This window comes from Micromonospora sp. NPDC049240, from assembly GCF_040647835.1.
Taxonomy (GTDB): domain Bacteria; phylum Actinomycetota; class Actinomycetes; order Mycobacteriales; family Micromonosporaceae; genus Micromonospora.
The window spans coordinates 231,437-252,689 of record NZ_JBEZCX010000005.1; the positions used below are offsets into that span (position 1 = coordinate 231,437).

19 protein-coding genes are annotated in these 21,253 nt (G+C 73.9%); 14 read left to right on the forward strand and 5 right to left on the reverse strand.

The features are described from left to right. The first annotated feature begins 27 nt into the window (after window positions 1–27). Window positions 28–798 carry an SGNH/GDSL hydrolase family protein gene (locus tag AB0B02_RS09975; RefSeq protein WP_281933824.1) on the forward strand — a complete coding sequence of 257 codons (771 nt, stop codon included), beginning with the start codon at window positions 28–30 and terminating at the stop codon, window positions 796–798. Between the two features lie 3 nt (window positions 799–801). After that, on the forward strand, window positions 802–1,248 hold the full coding sequence (locus AB0B02_RS09980) for a hypothetical protein (RefSeq protein WP_357298864.1): 447 nt from the start codon (window positions 802–804) through the stop codon (window positions 1,246–1,248). A 23-nt stretch (window positions 1,249–1,271) separates the two neighbouring features. On the opposite strand, the gene AB0B02_RS09985 is transcribed toward AB0B02_RS09980, so the two are convergent. Beyond that, window positions 1,272–2,474 carry a hypothetical protein gene (locus AB0B02_RS09985; RefSeq protein ID WP_281933819.1) on the reverse strand — a complete coding sequence of 401 codons (1,203 nt, stop codon included), beginning with the start codon at window positions 2,472–2,474 and terminating at the stop codon, window positions 1,272–1,274. After that, window positions 2,467–2,997 (reverse strand): SigE family RNA polymerase sigma factor, encoded by a 531-nt coding sequence (locus AB0B02_RS09990; RefSeq protein ID WP_281933817.1) that lies wholly within the window; start codon window positions 2,995–2,997, stop codon window positions 2,467–2,469. The genes AB0B02_RS09985 and AB0B02_RS09990 overlap by 8 nt, the downstream gene beginning before the upstream one ends. Window positions 2,998–3,219: 222 nt before the next feature. On the opposite strand from AB0B02_RS09990, the gene AB0B02_RS09995 reads away from it, so the two are divergent. After that, window positions 3,220–4,122, forward strand: a complete 903-nt coding sequence (locus AB0B02_RS09995) for a sulfurtransferase (RefSeq protein WP_281933815.1) — start codon at window positions 3,220–3,222, stop codon at window positions 4,120–4,122. 34 nt (window positions 4,123–4,156) lie between these two features. Here AB0B02_RS09995 and AB0B02_RS10000 read toward each other — a convergent pair whose 3' ends face one another. Next, a complete protein-coding gene (locus AB0B02_RS10000) occupies window positions 4,157–4,744 on the reverse strand; it encodes a TetR family transcriptional regulator (protein ID WP_281933813.1) in 588 nt (195 codons plus the stop codon). Window positions 4,745–4,840: 96 nt separating this feature from the next. Here AB0B02_RS10000 and AB0B02_RS10005 point away from each other — a divergent pair, with 96 nt between their 5' ends. The 7 genes from AB0B02_RS10005 to AB0B02_RS10035 all read left to right on the forward strand — a co-directional run bounded on the left by AB0B02_RS10005 (window position 4,841) and on the right by AB0B02_RS10035 (window position 14,784). Continuing rightward, window positions 4,841–5,995: an FAD-dependent monooxygenase gene (locus AB0B02_RS10005; protein WP_357298871.1), complete on the forward strand. Its 1,155-nt coding sequence runs from the start codon at window positions 4,841–4,843 to the stop codon at window positions 5,993–5,995. 157 nt (window positions 5,996–6,152) lie between these two features. Next, window positions 6,153–6,794 carry a TetR/AcrR family transcriptional regulator gene (locus AB0B02_RS10010; protein ID WP_357298874.1) on the forward strand — a complete coding sequence of 214 codons (642 nt, stop codon included), beginning with the start codon at window positions 6,153–6,155 and terminating at the stop codon, window positions 6,792–6,794. Window positions 6,795–6,858: 64 nt separating this feature from the next. Then, a complete protein-coding gene (locus tag AB0B02_RS10015; protein ID WP_281933808.1) occupies window positions 6,859–8,196 on the forward strand; it encodes a biotin carboxylase N-terminal domain-containing protein in 1,338 nt (445 codons plus the stop codon). Window positions 8,197–8,231: 35 nt separating this feature from the next. Continuing rightward, window positions 8,232–9,152, forward strand: a complete 921-nt coding sequence (locus AB0B02_RS10020; protein WP_357299071.1) for a hydroxymethylglutaryl-CoA lyase — start codon at window positions 8,232–8,234, stop codon at window positions 9,150–9,152. A gap of 175 nt (window positions 9,153–9,327) precedes the next feature. Continuing rightward, window positions 9,328–10,860 carry an acyl-CoA carboxylase subunit beta gene (locus tag AB0B02_RS10025; RefSeq protein ID WP_281933807.1) on the forward strand — a complete coding sequence of 511 codons (1,533 nt, stop codon included), beginning with the start codon at window positions 9,328–9,330 and terminating at the stop codon, window positions 10,858–10,860. A gap of 118 nt (window positions 10,861–10,978) precedes the next feature. Further along, complete coding sequence (locus AB0B02_RS10030; RefSeq protein ID WP_281933805.1) at window positions 10,979–12,127, forward strand: acyl-CoA dehydrogenase family protein; 1,149 nt, start codon at window positions 10,979–10,981, stop codon at window positions 12,125–12,127. Between the two features lie 101 nt (window positions 12,128–12,228). Further along, the gene (locus AB0B02_RS10035; RefSeq protein ID WP_357298879.1) at window positions 12,229–14,784 is read left to right on the forward strand and encodes a helix-turn-helix domain-containing protein; all 2,556 of its coding nucleotides are present in this window, start codon (window positions 12,229–12,231) and stop codon (window positions 14,782–14,784) included. A 222-nt stretch (window positions 14,785–15,006) separates the two neighbouring features. On the opposite strand, the gene AB0B02_RS10040 is transcribed toward AB0B02_RS10035, so the two are convergent. Beyond that, window positions 15,007–15,501: a MarR family transcriptional regulator gene (locus tag AB0B02_RS10040; protein WP_281933800.1), complete on the reverse strand. Its 495-nt coding sequence runs from the start codon at window positions 15,499–15,501 to the stop codon at window positions 15,007–15,009. A 101-nt stretch (window positions 15,502–15,602) separates the two neighbouring features. Between AB0B02_RS10040 and AB0B02_RS10045 the strand changes: the two genes are divergently transcribed. Then, on the forward strand, window positions 15,603–16,184 hold the full coding sequence (locus tag AB0B02_RS10045) for a YceI family protein (RefSeq protein ID WP_281933798.1): 582 nt from the start codon (window positions 15,603–15,605) through the stop codon (window positions 16,182–16,184). Window positions 16,185–16,440: 256 nt separating this feature from the next. Beyond that, window positions 16,441–17,919 (forward strand): glutamate--cysteine ligase, encoded by a 1,479-nt coding sequence (locus tag AB0B02_RS10050; RefSeq protein ID WP_357298883.1) that lies wholly within the window; start codon window positions 16,441–16,443, stop codon window positions 17,917–17,919. Window positions 17,920–18,143: 224 nt separating this feature from the next. Here the strand turns inward: AB0B02_RS10050 and AB0B02_RS10055 are convergent, their stop codons facing one another. Beyond that, window positions 18,144–19,487, reverse strand: a complete 1,344-nt coding sequence (locus tag AB0B02_RS10055) for a hypothetical protein (protein ID WP_357298886.1) — start codon at window positions 19,485–19,487, stop codon at window positions 18,144–18,146. Between the two features lie 93 nt (window positions 19,488–19,580). Here AB0B02_RS10055 and AB0B02_RS10060 point away from each other — a divergent pair, with 93 nt between their 5' ends. Continuing rightward, complete coding sequence (locus AB0B02_RS10060) at window positions 19,581–20,291, forward strand: PASTA domain-containing protein (RefSeq protein ID WP_281933792.1); 711 nt, start codon at window positions 19,581–19,583, stop codon at window positions 20,289–20,291. Between the two features lie 99 nt (window positions 20,292–20,390). Next, window positions 20,391–21,251: a PASTA domain-containing protein gene (locus tag AB0B02_RS10065; RefSeq protein ID WP_357298889.1), complete on the forward strand. Its 861-nt coding sequence runs from the start codon at window positions 20,391–20,393 to the stop codon at window positions 21,249–21,251. Window positions 21,252–21,253: the final 2 nt, after the last annotated feature.

Genomic DNA, 21,253 nt, shown 5'->3' on the forward strand with positions numbered 1-21,253 from the left:
CTGCGGGGGACGTCGGAGGGAGGCGCCGTGCGCTGGCGCAGCTTCGTGGCGGTGGGCGACAGCTTCACCGAGGGTATGGACGACGCATATCCGGACGGCAGCTACCGAGGGTGGGCCGACCTGGTCGCGACCCGGCTCGCCGCCGAGGCCGGCCCCGACTTCCGCTACGCCAACCTGGCCATCCGGGGCCGGCTGTTCCCGAACGTCGTGGCCGAGCAGGTGCCGGCCGCGCTGGCCATGAAGCCCGACCTGATCAGCTTCGCGGCCGGCGGCAACGACGTGCTGCGCCGCAGCTTCGACCCGGACGTCTTCGTCCCGCGCTTCGACGCGGTGATCGGGCGGCTGCGGTCCGGCGGTAGCGACGTGGTGCTGTTCCGGTTCGCCGACGTGATGGCCCGGCTGCCCGGCCAGCGGCTGGTGGCGCCCCGGGTGACGCTGCTCAACAGGGCCGTCGGTGAGGTCGCCGAGCGGCACGGCGCGATCCTGGTCGACCTCTACGCCGACGAGGCGTACCTCAACCCGATGCTCTGGAGCACCGACCGGCTGCACCTGTCGGCGGCCGGGCACCGGCGGGTCGCCGCGCAGGTGCTCACCGCGCTCGGCGTGGGCTGCGAGGAGGAGTGGCTGATGGTGCCGCCGCACCCGGCGCCCACCCCGTGGCTCGCCGCCCGCGGCGCCGACCTGCGCTGGGCCGGCCGGCACCTGGCCCCGTGGATCAAGCGTCGGCTGACCGGCCGCTCCTCCGGCGACTTCGTCACCGCCAAGCGGCCCGTGCTCGGCCCGGTCGACGCCGGCTGAGCGGTGCGCACCGTCCACGTCGCCGACCTGCTGCGGCTCACCCTCGACGACGAGCCCCGCGCCGGGCTGGCGGTCCTGGTGGGCGGCGACCGCGTCGAGGCGGTCGCGCCGCTGGGCGAGCTGACCGGCGCGTACCCCGAGGTGCGGGTGCGGCGGTGGGCCGGCACGCTCGGGCCGGCGCGGGTGCACGACGGCCCGCTGCCGCCCGCGCCGACGCCGCGTGAACGGGTGCACGCGCTGTTCCGGCTCGGCGTCGCCGCGGTGCTCGACGCCCATGTCACCGATCCGGCGCTACGCGCCGCCGCGACCCGCAACGGGATGACGGTGCGGCCCGCCGCCCGGCCCCCGACGCTGGTGGCCGGTGGCCGGGCCGACCTCGCCGTGTTCGACGCGGACGGCGCCTGCCGGGCCACCGTGGTCGCCGGACGGCTGGTGCACCGCCGCGCCTGACCACCGTCGGTCAGCCAGGCGGGTCAGGAGAACCGCACCCACGTCCGGTCCGTCCCCCGACCGATGCCGAGGAACCACGACGGCCCGCGCCGGACCGTGATCGTGCCGTCCGGCAGGACGCCCAGCGCCGTGTCCGGTGCCGGCGTCGGCAACGCCTCGCGCAGCTCGGGCACCTCGGCGTAGCGACCGCTGGTCACGAACCCCAACCCGCCGTACGCGTCGGCGACCACCAGGAGACCGTCGCCGGGCGCGGCTACCGTCGCGGTGTCGTCCGGCAGGTCCGCCCCGGGCTGCCAACCGTCGCCGGCCGGTCGCCACGTGCCGTTCGGCCGGTCGGTCCGGATCAGCCAGACGTCCCGCCCGTCCGGGGCGAGCGCGAGCTGCCGGGCACCCGCGACCGTCGGCAGCTTCCGCCAGGTGGAACCCTGGTCGGAACTGGTGACCACGGTCAGTCTCCCGGCGGACCAGACGGTCAGCCAGAGCCGGCCGTCCGCGCCCTCGACCAGGGTGTCCTCCGTGTCCGACCGCATCGTGACCGGCGGCTGCCGGAAGTGCTGGCCACCGCTCACCCGGAGCACGCGTCGTCGCTCGCAGTCCGGTCGGACGCCGTCCGGGGGACAGCCGAGGTAGAGCCCGCTCGGGGTGGCGAAGACACGCCGGACGGCCGCCGGCGGCGCGTCGTACGGGTGGCTGGTGAACGCGCGCCCGCCGTCGGTCGTGACCAGGTAGCCGCCGCGCGTCGTCACGACCAGCGTGTCCGCGTCCACGGGCAGGATCTGCACCAGGCCGTCGGGCACCGCCGGCAGGTCGGTGGGCCGCCAGGTCACGCCGCCGTCGGTGGTCCGCGCGACGGTACGCCGGCAACCACTCACCGACTCGTCGGCCGGACAGGTGTCGAAGAGCGCCCAACCGGCCCGGGAGGAGACGAAGCGCAGGTCGGCCAGCTCACCGCGTACCCCGGGAAGGGTGACCGTGCGGATGGTGAGCCGGTCGCCCGCGCTCGGCGAGACCGACGGCGTCGGCAGCGGTCCCGGCCGGTCGCCGCGATGGGCGACCGCGAGCGCCGAGGCCGGCCCGGCCAGCGCCACGGCGAGCAGGCCGGCCAGCAGGCCGCGCCGCCGCCGGCGCTCCCGGATGCGACGTTGCGCGTCGGCCACGCCGGGCGGCCGGAAGGTCGGTACCGCCGCGGTCTCGAACTCGACGAACAGTTCCTCCAGGTCAGGCACGGCGCAACTCCGATCCGGTCTCGGTGAGGTGACGGGCCAGCGCGGCCCGGCCCCGGGACAGCCGGGAACGGACGGTGCCTTCCGGCGCACCGACCTGCTGGGCGATCTCGGCGACGCTCAGGTGCGCCAGGTGGTGCAGCACGATCGCGTGGCGCTGGTCGGCGGGCAGGACGGCCAGCGCGTCGAGCAACGCCACCCGGTCCGGCTCCGGGCCGGGCACGTGCTCCTCCCGCTGCCGGGCCAGGTGCCGCACGGCGGTACGCATCCGGCGCAGCCGACTGGTGGCCAGGTTCCAGGCCACCCGACGGACGAACGCGGACGGATCGTCGTACCCGGCGATGCGGGGCCAGCGTTCCAGCGCCCGGCAGAACGCCTCCTGGGTCAGGTCCTGCGCCTCGCCGTGGTCACCCAGGTACGCGTAGAGCTGCACCGCGATGCGGTGGAAGTGGGCCCGGTAGAACTCGGTGAAGTCCGCCGGTGCGGTCCCGGCCCGGGGTGGCCCGGTCTGTTGCCGTGGGGTCATCGCGGTCCTCCGCGGTCGGGGGCGTTCGCAACTGTCACGTACGACCCGCCGGGTTCGCTGCATCCCGATCCTCCGGTCGACGTGATCATCCGGATGGTTCGGTCGCCTGACCGTTCCGTTCGGGGTGGCCGATTCCCGCGAATCGGGATCGCCCGATGTCCGTCCGCTGGATAGCGGCCGGTGTCACATCCGGCGCGTCCGATCCGGCGTACCTTGGGGCTCATGCCTGTGCCGAGTGATCCGCATCCCCGCCTCCAGTCGTACGCCGACCCGCAGCGCCTGGTCACCACGGAGTGGTTGGCCGAGCACCTGGGCGACGAGGGCCTCGTGGTGGTCGAGTCGGACGAGGACGTGCTCCTCTACGACACCGGTCACCTTCCCGGCGCCGTCAAGGTCGACTGGCACACCGAGCTGAACGACCAGGTCACCCGCGACTACCTGGACGCCGCCAGCTTCGCCGAGCTGTGCGCGGCCAAGGGCATCGGCCGCGACGACACGGTCGTCTTCTACGGCGACAACTTCAACTGGTGGGCCGCGTACGCCCTCTGGGTCTTCTCCCTGTTCGGCCACGCCGACGTGCGGCTGCTCGACGGCGGCCGGCAGAAGTGGATCGCCGAGGGGCGGGAGCTGACCCGGGACAAGGTCAGCCGGCCCCGCGCCTCCTACCCGGTGCCGGAGCGCGACGACGCGCCTATCCGGGCGTACCGGGAGCAGGTCATGGCGCACGTGGCGGCCGGCCGGCCGCTCGTCGACGTGCGGTCGCCGGGTGAGTACACCGGCGAGATGCTGCACATGCCGGACTATCCGCAGGAGGGCGCGCTGCGCGGCGGGCACATCCCGGGCGCGGTGAGCAAGCCGTGGAAGTCCGCCGCGAACGACGACGGCACGTTCAAGTCGGCCGACGAGCTGCGCGCCATCTACGCCGACCAGCTCGGGCTGAGCCCGGCCGACGACGTGGTGGCGTACTGCCGGATCGGCGAGCGGTCCAGCCACACCTGGTTCGTGCTGCACCACCTGCTCGGGTTCCCGCAGGTGCGCAACTACGACGGCTCGTGGACCGAGTGGGGCAACCTGGTCCGGGCGCCCGTCGTCAAGGGCGACCAGCCCGGCGGCCTGAACCGCTGAGCGTTCCCGGCCGGCTCCGGTCGGAGCCGGCCGGTCACCCCTCGATCGCCTCGGGGAACGGCTGGGTCAGATAGCGCTGGATCGTCGGGCCGACCCACCCGGCCAGCTCGTCCGCGTCGAGGTCGACCACCGGGGGCAGCCGGATCACGTACCGGGTGAGGGCGAGCCCGAGGATCTGGCTGGCCACCAGGCCGGCCCGACGGGCGGCAGTGGCCGGGTCGGCGCCGGAGCGGGCCACCGCCGAGGCGAGCTGCCCGGCGAAGATGCCGCGCATCCGTTCGGCCGCGCCGGGGTTGGTGCTGGCGGCCCGGAGCAGGGCGACAAGCGTGCCGTCGGCCTCCCACCGCCGCAGGAAGTGCCGGGCCAGCCTCTCGCCGAGCTGTTCGGAGGGCACCTGGGCCAGGTCGGGCAGGTGCAGGTCGAACTCGGCCGCCGCCGCGAAGAGCCCCTCCTTGCTGCCGTAGTAGCGCATCACCATGGACGGGTCGATCCGGGCGTCGGCGGCGACGGCCCGGATGGTGGCCCGGTCGTACCCGTCGGCGGCGAAGCGTTCCCGCGCAGCGCGCAGGATGGCGGCCCGGGTGGCGTCGGAGCGGCGGGTGCGGGACGGCGGCTCGGTCATGTCCACGACTGTAGGCCAACGCGCGTTGACATCGACGCTAGTGTTATGTCAACAAGCGTTGGCAAACAGTTGTTGACCTAACTTGGAGGTGAAGCGATGCTGACCGAACGCACGGACGTCCTGGTGGTCGGGGCCGGGCCGACCGGCTTGGCCGTAGCCGTCACCCTGGCCGGGCACGGGGTGCGCACGACAGTGGTCGACCGGCTGGTCGAGCCGCCGATCACCTCGCGTGCCGCGGTGGTGCACGCCGGCACGCTCGAGGTGCTCGACCGGATCGGGATCGCCGACCCGCTCGCCGACCGGGGCCTGCACTCGGCCCGGTTCAGCATCCGCGATCGGGACCGGCTGCTGCTCACCGTCCCGTTCGACAGGTTGCCGTCCCGCTATCCGTACGCGCTGCTGATCTCGCAGGCGGAGACCGAGGCGGTGCTCGCCGACCGACTCACCGCGCTCGGTGGGCGGGTGCTGCGGCCGTACGAGCTGACCGGGCTGGACCTCGACGACGACGGCGCGACCGCCCGCTTCGCCGATGGCGGCGCGGTCCGGGCCCGCTGGGTGGTCGGCGCGGACGGGATGCACAGCCGGGTCCGCGAGCTGGCCGGCATCGGTTTCGGCGGCCCGGCCGACCCCGGTGAGTCTTTCCTGCTCGGTGACGTGCGGGTGGACAGCGCGCTCCCGCGCGACCAGGTCAACCTGTTCCTGTCCCGTGGCGGCCCGCTGGTCTGGGCGCCGCTGCCCGACGGCACGGTCCGGCTGGTCGCCACCGTCGACGCCGCGCCGCGCGAGCCGCGGGCGCACCATTTTCAGGCACTGCTCGACGAGCGCGGCCCGGTCCGGCGGCCGGACCGGGTCACCGAGGTGGCGTGGGCGTCCCGGTTCCGGATCCACCACCGGATCGCCAGCCGGTACCGGTCCGGTCCGGTGCTGCTCGCCGGCGACGCGGCGCACGTGCACAGCCCGGCCGGTGGGCAGGGGATGAACCTCGGGCTGCGCGACGCGGTCGCCCTCGGTGAGGCGCTCGCCGCCGGCCCGGAGGCCCTCGACCGGTACGCCGCCGACCGTCGCCCCCGCGCCGAGGAGGTGCTCGGCTTCGCCGCCGGGCTCACCCGGCTCGCCGCTGCCCCGCCCCCCTTGCGACCACTGCGGAACCTCCTGCTCCGAACGGCCTCCGCACTGCCCCCCGCCCGACAACGACTGGCGGTCCGCCTGGCCGGTTTCGAGCCCTCTCCCGCCACGGCCCCGACCCCCTGACTTCGCCGGATCTTGCAGTTGCTGCCCGGGTCAGGTCCGCTTTCTGCCTTTCGCCGGGGCCAGAAGCGCAAGATCGGCGGGTTGGGGTGGGGTGGGTGACCTGACCGGCGGGTAACCACGGGTCCCCCACCTCGAAGGCGAGGTCTAGGCTGGCCCGGTGGCGGTGGAACAGCAGGCGCGGGGGGCGACGGGCGGGGCCCGGCGCCGGTCCCGGCGGGACGAGATCCTGGAGATCGCGGTCGGCCTCTTCGCCCAACGGGGCTATCACGGCGTGTCGATGGACGACATCGGTGCGGCGGCCGGCGTCACCGGTCCGGCGCTCTACCATCACTTCGCCGGCAAGGAGGCGATGCTGGTCGCGGCGCTGGTGCCGGTCAGTGAGGGGCTGCTCGCCGGGGGCCGGGAGCGGGCCGCCGGCCGCCCGGGCGACCCGCGCGGCGCGCTGGAGTCGCTGATCGACTTCCACGTCGAGTTCGCGCTGGCCAACCCGGCGGTGATCGCGCTGCACCTGCACGAACTGGACCGCCTCCCGGACGAGCCGCGCCGCCGGATCCGCCGGCTCCAGCGGATGTACGTCGAGGAGTGGGTCACGGTGCTGACCGCGCTGCACCCGGGCCTGCCGGACGGCGCCGCCCGGGTGCTCGCGCACGCCGCGTTCGGCCTGATGAACTCCACTCCGTTCCTCGGTGGCGAGGTGGATCGTCGGCGCCGGGCCGAGCTGCTGCGCGGCGCGACCCTGGCGGCCCTGCTGGCCCCCACCGACCCGGCGACCCCACCTGACACGCCGCACGCGCCTTAACGCATGTTAAGAAGGGGCCCTGGCTATACATCAGGCGTTAAGAAGGGGCCCTTCCTTGCCGAACATGTTTGATTCGCTGCTGGTGGCCAACCGTGGGGAGATCGCGCGCCGGGTCATCCGCACGGCCCGACGGCTCGGGGTGCGGGCGATCGCGGTGCACTCGGAGGCGGACGCCGACCTGCCGTTCGTGACCGAGGCCGACGAGGCGGTCTGCGTCGGCCCGGCCAACCCGGCGCTGAGCTACCGCAACGTGGAGGCGATCCTCGACGCGGCCCGGAGCACCGGCGCACAGGCGATCCACCCCGGCTACGGCTTCCTGTCGGAGAACGCCGACTTCGCCCGTACCGTCGAGGGGGCCGGCCTGGTCTGGGTCGGGCCCGGCGCGGACGCGATCACCGCGATGGGCGACAAGATCAACGCTCGGAACCTGATGGCGGCGGCCGGCGTGCCGGTCGCGCCCGGCACCACCGAGCCGGCGGCCGACCTGGACGCGGCGGTCACCGCCGCCGCCGAGATCGGCTACCCGGTGATGGTCAAGGCCGCGGCCGGTGGCGGCGGCATGGGCATGGGCGTGGCCGTCGACGAGGCCGCGCTGCGCACCGAGTACGACAAGGTCCGCGCGTTCGCCGAGCGCATGTTCGGCGACGGCTCGGTGCTGATCGAGCGGTACTTCCCCCGGGTGCGCCACGTCGAGGTGCAGATCCTCGGCCTGGCCGACGGCCGGGTGGTGGCGCTCGGCGAGCGCGAGTGCTCGGTGCAGCGGCGCAACCAGAAGCTGGTCGAGGAGTCCCCCTCCCCGGCGGTCTCGGAGGAGCTGCGGGCACGGTTCCTGGCCGCCGCGGTCCGGGCCGGCGAGGCGGTCGGCTACCGCAACGCGGGCACCGTCGAATGTCTGCTCGACCCCACCACGCAGGAGTTCTTCTTCCTGGAGATGAACACGCGGCTCCAGGTCGAGCATCCGGTCACCGAGTACGTCTACGGCGTCGACCTGGTCGAGGAGCAGTTGCGGGTGGCCGCCGGCCTGCCGCCGACGTTCGACCCGGACGCGCTCACCCCGCGCGGGCACGCCATCGAGCTGCGGATCAACGCGGAGGACCCGAAGCGCTTCCTGCCCGGACCGGGCGCGATCACCACCTGGAACGAGCCGTCCGGCACCGGCGTGCGGGTCGACTCCGGTTACGTCGCCGGCAACACGGTCACCCCGTTCTACGACAGCCTGCTGGCCAAGCTGATCGTCAGCGGTGACACCCGGGAGGAGGCCGTCGAGCGGGCGCGGGCGGCGGTCGCGCAGTTCGAGGTCGCCGGCCCGAAGTGCAACCTGCCGTTCTTCGCCGAGCTGCTGGAGAACCCGGAGTTCCGCTCCGGCGACTACGACACCGGCATCGTCTCCCGAATGCGCTGACCGTCGACACGAGTGAGGTGAACCTGATGGCTGAACTGCCCACGTCGGTGAGCATCCGCGAGGTCGGTCCCCGGGACGGGCTCCAGAACGAGGAACCGATCCCCACCGACTCGAAGGTGAAGCTGCTCGACGCGTTGTCCCGGACCGGGGTACGCCGCATCGAGGCCGTCTCCTTCGTGCACCCGAAGGCCATCCCGCAGATGGCCGACGCCGACGAGGTGTGGCAGCGGGCCGAGAAGGTCGACGGCGTGCGCTACTCGGCGCTGGTGCCGAACACCCGGGGCGCGCAGCGGGCCCTGGCCGCCGGCTTCACCGAGATCGAGGTGGTGGTGTCGGCGAGCGACACGCACAACCGGCGCAACGTGAACCGTGCGACCGAGGAGTCGCTCGACGACATCGCCGAGCTGATCGCGCTGCTGCACGAGGCGGGCGCGACCGCCGAGGTGATCGTGGCGACCAGCTTCGGCTGCCCCTACGAGGGCGACGTCGACCCGACGCGGGTGGCCGCCATCGTGGACCGGGTGGTCCGGGACGGCGCGGACCGCGTCGCCTTCGGCGACACCACCGGCATGGGTACGCCCCGGCGGGTCCGCGAGCTGGTCACCGCCGTACGCGACCGCAACGCGCAGGTGCCGGTGCTGCTGCACTTCCACAACACCCGGGGCACCGCGCTGGCGAACATGCTGACCGCCATGGAGCTGGGGGTCACCGAGTTCGACGCCAGCGTCGGTGGCCTCGGTGGCTGCCCGTACGCCCCGGGGGCGAGCGGCAACCTGGCCACCGAGGAGGCGGTGCACATGCTGCACGACATGGGCATCGAGACCGGCATCGACCTGGACGCCCTGATCGAGGCGGCCGAGTTGGCCGAGCACCTGCTCGACAAGAAGCTCCCCTCCGGCGTCCTCCGAGCCGGCCCCCGAACCCGCCTGACCCCCCTCCCCTCCTCTCCCCGTTGATCTTGCACTTCGGGCCCCCTTGTCGTGCGTCTTTTGTGCCGCATGTCGGGGCCGGAAGTGCAAGATCGCGCGGGTGGGGATCGTGGGGGTGGGTGGGGGTGGTGGGTCGCCGGAGGGGGTGGGGGTGGGGTAGCCTAACGATCGTTCAGGTCGGTGGGTGGCAGAGGGAGTTGGCGTGACGCTCGACGGTGAGGCACTGGAGCAGCTGCGCAAGCGCGCCCGCGCCGGCGGTGCGGACAAATACCACGCGGCCAACGCCGCCAAGGGCAAGCTCTTCGCCCGCGAGCGAGTGGCCTACCTGGTCGACGAGGGCTCCTTCGTCGAGGACGGGCTCTACGCCAACGCGATGGCCGACGGCCTGCCCGCCGACGGCGTGGTGACCGGCACCGCGACCATCGACGGGCGACCGGTCTGCCTGATGGCGAACGACTCCACGGTCAAGGCCGGCAGTTGGGGTGCGCGTACCGTCGAGAAGATCATCCGGATCATCGAGCGGGCCTACTCGACAAGCGTCCCGATGGTCTACCTGGTCGACTCCGCCGGCGCCCGGATCACCGACCAGGTCGACCTCTTCCCGGGCCGGCGCGGCGCCGGGAAGATCTTCTGGAACCAGGTCCGCGCCTCGGGTTCGATCCCGCAGGTCTGCGCGCTGTTCGGGCCGAGCGCGGCGGGCGGGGCCTACATCCCGGCGTTCTGCGACGTGGTGGCCATGGTCGAGGGCAACGCCAGCATGTATCTCGGCTCCGACCGCATGGTCGAGATGGTCACCGGCGAGAAGACCACGCTGGAGGCGATGGGCGGCGCCAAGGTGCACTGCGCCGAGTCCGGCGTGGGGCACTTCCTCTGCAAGACCGAGAACGACGCGCTCGACGTGGTGCGGACCTACCTGTCCTACCTGCCGTCGAACTGGCAGCAGGGCCCGCCGGCCGTCGAGGCGAAGCCGGCGCCGGAGAAGGCCGACCTGGCGGCGCTGGTCCCGGCCAGCGAGCGGCAGGCGTTCGACATGCGCCGGTACGTCAAGGGCCTGCTCGACGAGGGCAGCTTCTTCGAGATCCAGGCGCTCTGGGCCAAGGAGCTGACCATCGGCTTCGGCCGGCTGAACGGCGAGGTCGTCGGCGTGGTCGGCAACAACTCGATGTTCAAGGGCGGCGTGCTCTTCGTCGACTCGGCCGACAAGGCGACCCGGTTCGTGCAGCTCTGCGACGCGTTCAACGTGCCGCTGCTGTTCCTGAGCGACGTGCCCGGGTTCATGGTCGGCAGCGCGGTGGAGAAGCAGGGCATCATCCGGCACGGCGCGAAGATGATCACGGCGATCTCCGAGGCGACCGTACCGAAGATCTGCGTGGTGGTCCGCAAGGCGTACGGCGCGGGTCTCTACGCGATGGCCGGCCCCGGCTTCGAGCCCGACGCCACGATCGCGCTGCCCACCGCGAAGATCGCGGTGATGGGCGCGGAGGCCGCGGTCAACGCGGTCTACGCGAACAAGATCGCCGCCATCGCCGACGCGGACGAGCGGGCCGCGTTCGTCGCCGCCAAGCGCGAGGAGTACGAGCGCGACATCGACGTCGTCCGGCTCGCCAGCGAGCTGGTGGTGGACGCGATCGTCGAGCCGCACGAACTGCGCGCCGAGCTGGTCCGCCGGTACGCCGCCGCCCGTACCAAGTCCCGCCACTTCTCCACCCGCCGCCACGGCGTCACCCCCGTCTGACCGGTAAGGACGGGCCCCCTCCTAACGCCTGATGCAGAGGGCGGGGACCCTCCTGACGCTTCCGCCGCTCCCGGCGTCACGAGCGCCCGGCGGCCCGCCCCCTTCCAGGAGGATCGACATGGACTTCCGGCTCGACGAGGAGCAGCAGGCGCTGCGGGAGAGCGTGCGGGACTTCGCGCGCGAGGTGGTCGCCCCGGTGATCGGCGAGCACTACGAGAACCACACCTTCCCGTACGAGGTCGTCCGCCAGATGGGCAAGATGGGGCTGTTCGGGCTCCCGTTCCCGGAGGAGCACGGCGGCATGGGCGGCGACTACTTCGCGCTCTGCCTGGCGTTGGAGGAGCTGGCTCGGGTCGACTCCAGCGTGGCCATCACGCTGGAGGCGGCGGTCTCGCTCGGCGCGATGCCGATCCACCGGTTCGGCACCGCGGAGCAGAAGGAGCGGTGGCTGCCGAAGCTGCTCAGCGGCGAGGCGCTGGCCGGCTTCGGGCTCACCGAGCCGGGCACCGGCTCGGACGCGGGCGGCACCCAGACCCGGGCGGTGCTGGACGGCGACGAGTGGGTGATCAACGGCTCGAAGGCGTTCATCACCAACTCCGGCACCGACATCACCGCGCTGGTCACGGTCACCGCGGTCACCGGCACCAAGCCGGACGGCAGCAAGGAGCTGTCCACCATCATCGTGCCGTCGGGCACGCCCGGCTTCACGGTCGCGCCCGGCTACTCCAAGGTCGGTTGGAACGCCTCGGACACCCACGAGCTGACGTTCGACGACTGCCGGGTGCCGGCGGGCAACCTGCTCGGTGAGCGCGGCCGGGGCTTCGCCCAGTTCCTGCGCATCCTCGACGAGGGCCGGATCGCCATCGCCGCGCTGGCGGTCGGTCTGGCCCAGGGCTGCGTCGACGAGTCGATCAAGTACGCCAAGGAGCGTCAGGCGTTCGGCCAGCCGATCGGCAACTACCAGGCGATCCAGTTCAAGATCGCCGACATGGAGCTGAAGGCGCACACCGCCCGACTGGCCTACTACGACGCCGCCGCCCGGATGCTCGCCGGTGAGCCGTTCAAGCGGCAGGCGGCGATCGCGAAGTTGCACGCCAGCACCGTCGCGGTGGACAACGCGCGGGAGGCCACCCAGATCCACGGCGGCTACGGCTTCATGAACGAGTACCCGGTGGCCCGCTTCTGGCGCGACTCCAAGATCCTGGAGATCGGCGAGGGCACCAGCGAGGTGCAGCGCATGATCATCGCGCGCGACCTCGGCATGTGACCGAGGCCCGGCTCGGCCGTCTGTCGGATATCGGCGTCGGACGGTCGGGTGGTTGACGGTGGACTGTGGAGCGTCGGATCCCCTCCGTACTCTTCCTGCCCATGACTCCCGAACATGATCGTTCGCGGAGCCCGGGTGGTCGGGCGGCGCTGTCCGATCTGTTGCGCGGGCACCGGCTCGCACTCGGCCTGACCCAGGCCGAGCTGGCGGGCCGGGCCGGCGTGGGCGTGCGGACCGTCCGCGATCTGGAGCGGGGGCACGCGACCCGACCCCAACGCACCACCGTCGACCTGCTCGCCGACGCGCTCGGCCTGACCGGCTCGGCCCGCCGGGATTTCGTCGCCACCGCCCGGCCCGTGCCGGCCGCCGCGCCGCCCGCCGCGCCGGTCGAGGCCGATCCGGGTACGCCGATCGCGCTGCCCCAGCCCGTGCCGCTGCTCGGCCGGGACCGCGACGTGGCCGAGGTGACCGCCCTGCTCGACGCGCACCCGGTGGTGAGCCTGGTCGGGCTCGCCGGCGTCGGCAAGACCGCGCTCGCGCTCACCGTCGCCCACGCGGTCGCGGCCCGGCACCCCGGCGGCGTGGTCGGCGTGCTGGTCGGCGACGGCTCGGATGCCGCCGACGTGCTCGCCGCCTCGGTGGCGGTGTTCGGCGTGAGCCGCCTCACCGACCTGCCCTGCCGGCTCGCCGGCCGACCGGCGCTGCTGCTTGTCGACGCCGTCGAGCGGGCGCCCGGGCCGGTGGCCGAGGCGGTGCGGACGCTGACCGCCGCCGCGCCGACCGTACGGATCCTGGCGACCGGCCGTCGTCCGGTCGGGCTGCCCGGCGAACTGGTCCGGCCGGTGGCGCCGCTCGACGTGCCACCCGCCGGCGCCGAGCCGGCGGACCGGGCCGACCTGGACCGCTGGCCCGCCGCGGCGCTCTTCGCCGCCCGGTTCACCCAGGCCCGGCACGCGCCGCCCGCCCCGGCCGAGCTGCCGGCGCTCGCGGCGCTGGTCCGCCGCCTCGGCGGCCTGCCGCTGGCGATCGAGCTGATGGCGGCGCGGGGCCGCATCCTCGACGTCCCCGAGCTGCTGGACCGGTACGGCGACCGGGTCCTCGACCTGGCCGGCGGGCGTCCCGGCTGGGCACCCGCCGACCCGGTCGCCGGCACGGTGACGCTGCGGGAGGCGGTCGCGACCAGCTACCACCTGCTCGCCCCGGCCGAACGCGCGGCGCTGCGCCGGCTCTCCGCCTTCCGTAACCGCTGGTCGGTCGCGCTGGCCGAGGAACTGCTCGCCGACGGCGACGACCGGTGGGACGCGGTGCCGCTGCTGGACCGGCTCAGCGAGCTGGGCCTGCTGAGCGTCCGGGGCACCGGCCCGTTCCGGTTCCGGCTGCTCGACGCGGTCCGCGACTTCGCGGCCGAGCAGGCCGACCTGGCGGGCGAGACGGCGGCGATCCGGCTCCGGCACGCGTCGGTGATCGCCGCACTGGTCCGGCGTACCGCGCCCGGCCTGGTCGGAGCGGATCTGCCCGGCACCGTGCACCTGCTCGACGAGGCGACCGGTGACATCATCGCCGCGCTGGCGTACGCCGCCGAGGAGGCGCCGGCCACCGCGTTGCTGTTGGCCGCCGCGTTGCCCCGGTGGTGGCGGTTGCGCGGGCGGGACGTCTCCGGCCGTCGATGGCTGCGGCGGCTGCTCGCCGATCCGCGTACCGCCGACGCCCGCCCGGTGCTGCGGGCCTGGGCCCTGCTCGGGTCGGCGCGGCTGGCCGCGGAGCACGGTGCGGGGCCGGAGGAGCTGCCGGCGGCCCAGGCGGCGCTGGCCGTCTTCGCCGAGGTCGGCGACGTGACCGGGGAACTGTCCGCCCGGTCGGTGCTCTGCGCCGTGCTGCGCGGCCTCGGGGCCCACGACGAGGCGCGTGCGCAGGCCGAGGCGGCGCTGACGCTGGCCACCCGGCACGGCCGGGTACGCGAGATGGCGGTGGCGCAGCACCACCTGACCTGGCACGACGTACGCGTGGGGGAGCTGGCCGACGCCCGGCGGCGGCTGGCCACGGTGGACCGGTTGGCGGCGCAGTGCGGCGACCAGCGGCTCCGCCTGCTGGCGCGGGCTGATCTGGCCGAGCTGGCCCGGTTGGAGGGTCGCTACGCCGAGGCGGTCGAGCAGGGTCGGCGGGCGGCGTCCGCGCTCGTGGAGCTGGGTGATCCGGGGCGGCGTCGCCGGGCCATCGGTACGGTCGGGTTGGCGCTCGCACTTCAGGGGCGGGACGACGAGGCGCTCGCGGTGGTGACCGAGCTGTGGCCGTCCGGCCCGGTGCCGGGCCCGCGTCGCGCACCGGCCGTCGAGCGGTGGGAACCGGCCGGTACGAGCCGGGACGCCCACACCGAGGACGCGCTCCGCGCGTTGATCGAGGGTCAGGTGGCGCTGCACCGCGGCGACCGCGAGTTGGCGGCGGAGTGGTTCGCCGCGGCGGCGGAAGCGGCGGCCGGGGGCGCGGACCGGCGGGATCTGGTCGAGGCGCTGGTGGGTTTGGCGGCCAGCACCGGCGACCCGGCCGTGCTGGACCGGCTGGACCGGGCACGGCAGATCACCGGCGTGAATTTGCTGCCCCGTGAGGAGGAGTTGCTCTACGCGCTGGCTGCGCAGCGGAGACGCCCGGGCCGGACCTGACGCCTGGCTGCTGTGGCGGAGGGCGCGGGGGTGGCGCGAGCGAGGTAGCCCCCTGGTGCTGCCCCTCGCTCCACGCTCGCGCCGGCACCCCCCGGTGCTCCCCCCGCGTCGAAAGCTTATCCAGCCACCCTGACGGCTTTGGGAGTTATTGATCGCTTTTGCCCTGGCGTACCGGCGGTTCTGCCGGTCATTCTGCCGGTGACCGGCGGGTAGCGACCGGTCTCAGCAGTCGGCGTTCCCGGCCGGTTCGGTGCTGCCGGCCGTGGCGCCCGGGTGGACCGCGTCCCGCACCCGGCGCAACCCGTCCAGAAGCCCGTCGAGCTGGGCCGGTTCGAGCTGGCCGGTGAACCACTGCTCGATGATCTTCAGGTGGCCGGGCAGGATCTCGTCCAGCCGGCCCAGGCCCGCGGCGGTCACCACCGCGAACGAGCTGCGCCGGTCGGAGGGGCAGGCCCGACGACGGATCAGGCCGTCACGCTCCATCCGGTCCACCACCCGGGTCACCCCGCTGGTGGAGAGCGAGGTCTGGGCCGCCAGGTCGGTCATCCGGAGCTGGTTGTTGGGGGAGCGGGCCAGCCGGGTGAGCACCTCGAACTCGACCGGGGAGAGTCCGTGCTCCTCGAACTGGGCCGCGAACCGGGCGGAGAGCCCGGCGTGCGCCTCGACGAGCAGGCCGACGGCGGTGATCCGGGGGTCGTCGAACACGTTCTGATCCACGTCACCATCCTAGCAACACTTGACACAGGGAATATTGCTGTGGCTATAGTTGCTCAGTCAGTCGTTGGGCTACTAAACAATCTTCTCCGGAGGAGCGCATCATGACCAGCAGCACCGAGGCGACTACCCGCGACTGGGAGGGTCTCACCATCCCCGCCCCCGGCACGTACCTCCTGGACGCCGCGCACAAGCGCGTCGGCTTCGTCGCCCGGCACATGATGGTCAGCAAGGTACGCGGCGAGTTCGCCGACGCCACCGCCACCATCACCGTCGCCGACGACCCGCTGCAGTCCTCGGTCACCGCCAGCATCCAGGCGGCCAGCATCAACACCGCGCAGGCGGACCGGGACGGGCACCTGCGCAGCCCGGAGTTCCTCGACGCCGAGCAGTTCCCGACGCTGGAGTTCCGCAGCACCGGCGTGAAGTCCCGCGAGGGCAACGAGTTCGTGCTCGCCGGTGAGCTGACCGTGAAGGGCGTGACCCGTCCGGTGGACCTCCAGGTCGAGTTCGAGGGCGTCGGCCGCAGCCCCTTCGGGCAGGACATCTTCGGCTTCTCCGCGCACACCGAGATCGACCGGGAGGACTTCGGTCTCACCTGGAACGTGGCGCTGGAGACCGGTGGCGTCCTGGTCGGCCGCAAGGTCAAGATCGAGATCGAGGGCGAGGCCATCCGCCAGGGCTGAGCCCCTCGCCGGACCCACGGGCCCGCACCGTCCACCGACGGTGCGGGCCCGTCCCCGTCTCCCGCTCCGCCGGGTGCGGATTGTCACGTGTTGTTCGCTGGTTGACGGCGCTGGGCGGGGCGGCGGCGGGGTACAGGTGCAGACCTGCGCCCGGTCGGCAGTTCACGAGCCGGGCGCTCTTACGCACACCACCTGAATGGTTCACAATGCGTTGCGGAACGCCAACGGTTCCGTGGCACCGGCGCCGGGAGGACACATGGGCAGGGACGTCGAGCAGGGCGCCTTCTCCCGGGAGGATCGGGTCCGCTACCGGCAGAAGGTCCGGCGATGCCTGGACGTCTTCGCGCTGATGCTCGACGACTTCGGCTTCGACGCCGACCGGCCGATGACCGGGCTGGAGATCGAGCTGAACCTGGTCGACGCCACCGCCGAACCGGCCATGCGCAACGACCAGATCCTGGCCGACATCGCCGACCCGCTGTTCCAGACCGAGCTGGGGCAGTTCAACCTCGAACTGAACGCCTCGCCCCGGCTGATCGACGGCACCGGGTTCAGCGACTACGAGCAGGATCTGCGCGGCAGCCTCAGCCGCGCCGACGAGCGGGCCGCCAAGTCCGACGCCACCATCGTGATGGTCGGCATCCTGCCCACCCTCACCGAGGGGCACCTGGTCGCCGACAACCTCTCCACCGACGAGCGCTACCGGGTGCTCAACGACCAGATCGTCGGCGCTCGCGGCGAGGACATCGAGCTGGACATCAACGGTGTCGAGCGGCTGCGGACGCACACCGACTCGATCGCGCCGGAGGCTGCCTGCACCAGCCTCCAGTTCCACCTCCAGGTCGCCCCGGACAGCTTCGCCGACCACTGGAACGCCTCCCAGGCGATCGCCGGCGTGCAGGTGGCCGTCGGGGCCAACTCGCCGTTCCTCTACGGCCGGCAGCTCTGGGCGGAGACCCGCATCGCGCTCTTCGAGCAGGCCACCGACACCCGGCCCGACGAGCTGAAGGCCCAGGGCGTACGCCCGCGGGTCTGGTTCGGCGAACGCTGGATCACCTCGATCTTCGACCTGTTCGAGGAGAACGTCCGCTACTTCCCGCCGCTGCTGCCGATCTGCGAGGAGGAGGACCCGGTCGAGGTGCTGCACGCCGGCGGCGTGCCCCAACTCGGCGAGCTGCGGTTGCACAACGGCACCGTCTACCGCTGGAACCGACCGGTCTACGACATCATGAACGGCCGCCCGCACCTGCGGGTGGAGAACCGGGTGCTGCCCGCCGGCCCGACCGTGGTGGACATGCTCGCCAACGCGGCGCTCTACTTCGGCCTCGCCCGTGGCCTCGCCGAATCGGACCGTCCCATCTGGAGCCAGCTCACGTTCAGCTCGGCGGAGGAGAACTTCCACGCCGCCGCCCGGCGCGGCATCGACGCGGTGCTGCACTGGCCCAAGCTCGGCGACGTGCCGGTCACCACGCTCGTCCTCGACACGCTGCTGCCGGTGGCCGCGCAGGGGCTGGACCGGTTCGGCGTCGCCCCGGCCGAGCGGGACCGCCTCCTCGGCGTGATCGAGGGGCGCTGCCGTACCGGCCGCAACGGGGCGGTCTGGCAGACCGAGACGGTGTGGGCGGCCGAGCGGCACCGGGGCATGGACCGGAAGGCCGCGCTGCACCACATGGTCCAGCGCTACGCCAAGTTGCAACGCACCAACGAGCCCGTCCACACCTGGCCCGTCGACTGATCGTCGCCCGCCCGGCTGTTCGCCAGCCACCCGGGCGTGTCGCCTTCAGGAAAGAAGTCGGCCGGAACGGTATGACACAGAGGCATAAATATGCCCTGGAGGTATATCGCCTCCTGCGGTTTCCTCCCCGTGCAGACGTGACGGAGCGTATCCGTCGGTTCGCCTGCGTCGTGCCGGCCCGGACGCCGGCTGGCTGTCGGGCCGGCTGTCGGAGTCGGGCGGGATCAGCGGGCGCGGCGGCGCGTCTTCGGTTCGACGATCGGGGACCCCGACTCGGGCTGTGGCCCGGCCGGCGTGTCCTCGGTGCCCGACTCGCCCGGGCCCGGCTCCTCGTCGCGGCTGCCGGCGGGCCGGTCCGGCACCACCCCGGGCTGCCGCTGCTGCGGCACCGCCCGGCCCCGACGGTCGGCACCGGTCCGGGCGGCGCGACTCGGCGACCCGGGCCGCTCGCCGGCGCGGCCGGGTGACGCGTCCGGCTTCTCCGCGGTCGTCGGCTGCGAACCGGGGTCGGCCTCGCCGGCCGGCTCGGTGCCCGACGTGCTCTCCGGCTCCGGCTCGACGGAACTCGGCGACGTGGACCCGACCGGCTCCGGCTCGACGGGCCTCTGCGGCGTGCGACCGGCCGGCTCCGCCGGGTCGGGGCCGGTCGGCGTCGCGGTCGCGTCGACCGGCGGTTCCACCTCCGTGCCGCCCCGGCGGTCGGCCCGCTGGGCCAGCGCGGCCATCAGCATCGAGCCGCCCACCCCGGCGATCACCGCGTACGGGGCGATCAGGTGGGCCGACAACTGCTCGGCGGCGATCCCGGCCAGTCGCGGCACGGCCAGCAGGTAGGCCAACGCCACCAGCAGCGGCCCGGCCGCGCCGGAGGCGGCCGCACCCACCCGCACCCGCGGCGACCGGGTCGCGCGCCGGGCGGCCAGCACCCCGATCACCAGCGCGGAGCCCAGCGAGAGCAGCGCCCCCGGCCAGTAGAAGTAGTCACGGATCCAGAAGCGGGCGCTGTCCGCGCTGATCTGCCAGATGCCGAGTTGGGCGGTGGTCAGGCCCCGGCCGGAGAGCACCCCGTCCACCACCGACACCACGGCGAGCAGCCAGAGCCAGCCGGTGGTGGCGATCAGGTTGGTGGCGGCGGCACGGGTGTGCAACGCCCAGGTCGCCAGCAGCACGCCGAGCACCAGCCCCGCCGCCGCGTACGCGGCGGCGACGGTCTGCGGCGCGGTGGTGTCCGGCACCCGCGCGGCCCGGGCCGGCACCGCCACCAGCAGCACGGTGACCAGCGCGCCGACACCGGCGGCCAGGGCGAGCCCGAGCCGGGGCAGCACACCCACCGGCTCGTCGCCACCACCGCGCAGGCGCTGGGCGCAGACCGCACCGGCGATGACCGAGGTCGCGGCGATCCAGGTGGCCCAGGCGAGGCTCGCCACCCAGGCCGACTCGACGCGTACGGTGCCGGTGGGCGCCCAGTTGATGATGCCCAGCCCGTAGCCGAAGCCGAGCTGAGCGGCGCCCGCGCCGGCAGCGACGCCGAGCGCCGCGGCGATCGATGCTCCCCAGCCCCGTCTGGCCATGCCGGGCAGCGTAGCGTCCCGAGGTCGGCCCGGCGAGTCGTGGGAGCGGCCGGCCGGGCCCGGACGGCTTGGCGGCACCGGCTACGGTCGCCGATGACTGAGGCGGGAGACGCGATGACGGACGAGCAGCAGCCAGTACGCGACGAGACCGGTCCGGACCGGACCCGGCTGCTCGTCGGAGGCGGACTGGCGGCGGTCCTGCTGGCCGTGATCGGAGCCAGCGGTGGCTGGATCCTGGCCGGTGACCCGGACCGGCCCACCGCCTCCTCCGAGGCCGTCTCGCCGCCGGCCGCCCCGCCGCCCGTTCCGTCCGGCCCGACCGGGGCGGCCCCCACGACGGACCGTCCGGGCGACGACCGACCCACCGGTACGCGTTCGCGCACCCCGGCCGGCCTCACCGTGCCGGAACTGGTGGGTACCGACTTCGAGCGGGCCCGGCAGCAGTTGCGCGACCGTCGACTCGGTTGGCGGCTGGTGTTCGGCAGCGGCTCGGGACGCGCCGTGGAGCGCACGTCGCCCCGGCCGGGGGCGCCGGTGAAGCGCGGGGTCACCGTCACCGTCTGGGTCACCGGGCCGGCGCCCGAGGTCACCGTGCCCGACGTGGGCGGCGAGTCCTGCTCCGACGCCGCCGACGACCTGGTGGAGGCGGGGCTCTATCCCCGTTACCCGGCCGGTCGGCAGGGGCCGGTCAGCGGGCAGGATCCGGTCGCCGGGGGCACCGCCCACTGGAACGACCAGGTGTCGTTGACCTGTGGGAACGAGCCGTCGAGCACGCCGAGCGACGGCCCGCCGCCGACGCCCTGACGCCGTCCGGCGCGCTGATCCCGGCCGGCCCGGCCGGGGCCCGCTACCGTGGACGTCCGAGGCCGCGAGCCCCGTCCCGGTGCGGGAAGGACGAGTGTCATGAGCGACGACCGTCAGGAACCACCCGCCGACGACGCGGACGCCACCCGGGCCCTGCCCCGGAACGCGGCCGGGACGGGCGAGGACGTCGACGCCACCCGGGCCATGCCGCGGAACGCGGCCGGCGTGGGCGAGGACGCGGACGCGACCCGGGCGGTGCCACGCGACGCGGCCGGCGCCGGTGCCGGTGCCGGTGCGGACGCGACCCGGCCGTTGCCCGGCGGGGCACCTCGGCCCCTCGACGCCACCAGCCGGCAGGAGCCGGTCGGTGGCGCGCCCTGGTCCGGCCGGGCCGGCGTGCCACCGCCACGGTCGGCGGCCTATCCGGAGCCGGGTGCCGAGTGGTACGCCGACGAGCAGGCCGGTCGTCGCTGGTGGATGCCGATCCTGCTGGGCGTCCTGGCCCTGGTCCTGATCGGGCTGATCGCGGCCGGGGCGTGGCTGGCGTTGCGGGCCGCCGACCGCGACTCCGGTCCCGGGCCGGCACCGTCGGCGGTGCCGAGCACCTCCGCACCGACGAGCGCCGCCCCGACCAGCGCGTCGCCGAGCAGTTCACCGACGACCACGCCGCCGACCACGACGGCAGCCGCCGAGGTGCCGATGCCGCCGCTGGTCGGGCTGCCGGAGTCGGCCGCCCGAACGGTGCTGGACCGGCTCGGCATCGACTACCGCGTTCAGCGCCGAGCGTCGGACCGGCCGGCCGGGACGGTGATCGCCACGGATCCGGAGGCCGGTTACGCAGTGGGCGAGGGCGAGCGGGTCACCCTGGTGGTGGCCGCGTCCGCCGCGCCCACCACTGGCGCACCGACGACCGGGACGACCACTCCGGGCTCCGCGCCGGCCACCTCCGCCACGCCCTGACG

What these genes read in the sequence shown, in the direction of transcription:
- AB0B02_RS09990 (WP_281933817.1), bottom strand. Translation starts at nt 2,997, where the DNA reads ATGACCCCACGGCAACAGACCGGGCCACCCCGGGCCGGGACCGCACCG.
- AB0B02_RS09995 (WP_281933815.1), top strand. Translation starts at nt 3,220, where the DNA reads ATGCCTGTGCCGAGTGATCCGCATCCCCGCCTCCAGTCGTACGCCGAC.
- AB0B02_RS10000 (WP_281933813.1), bottom strand. Translation starts at nt 4,744, where the DNA reads ATGACCGAGCCGCCGTCCCGCACCCGCCGCTCCGACGCCACCCGGGCC.
- AB0B02_RS10005 (WP_357298871.1), top strand. Translation starts at nt 4,841, where the DNA reads ATGCTGACCGAACGCACGGACGTCCTGGTGGTCGGGGCCGGGCCGACC.
- AB0B02_RS10015 (WP_281933808.1), top strand. Translation starts at nt 6,859, where the DNA reads ATGTTTGATTCGCTGCTGGTGGCCAACCGTGGGGAGATCGCGCGCCGG.
- AB0B02_RS10030 (WP_281933805.1), top strand. Translation starts at nt 10,979, where the DNA reads ATGGACTTCCGGCTCGACGAGGAGCAGCAGGCGCTGCGGGAGAGCGTG.
- AB0B02_RS10035 (WP_357298879.1), top strand. Translation starts at nt 12,229, where the DNA reads ATGACTCCCGAACATGATCGTTCGCGGAGCCCGGGTGGTCGGGCGGCG.
- AB0B02_RS10045 (WP_281933798.1), top strand. Translation starts at nt 15,603, where the DNA reads ATGACCAGCAGCACCGAGGCGACTACCCGCGACTGGGAGGGTCTCACC.
- AB0B02_RS10050 (WP_357298883.1), top strand. Translation starts at nt 16,441, where the DNA reads ATGGGCAGGGACGTCGAGCAGGGCGCCTTCTCCCGGGAGGATCGGGTC.
- AB0B02_RS10055 (WP_357298886.1), bottom strand. Translation starts at nt 19,487, where the DNA reads ATGGCCAGACGGGGCTGGGGAGCATCGATCGCCGCGGCGCTCGGCGTC.
- AB0B02_RS10060 (WP_281933792.1), top strand. Translation starts at nt 19,581, where the DNA reads ATGACTGAGGCGGGAGACGCGATGACGGACGAGCAGCAGCCAGTACGC.
- AB0B02_RS10065 (WP_357298889.1), top strand. Translation starts at nt 20,391, where the DNA reads ATGAGCGACGACCGTCAGGAACCACCCGCCGACGACGCGGACGCCACC.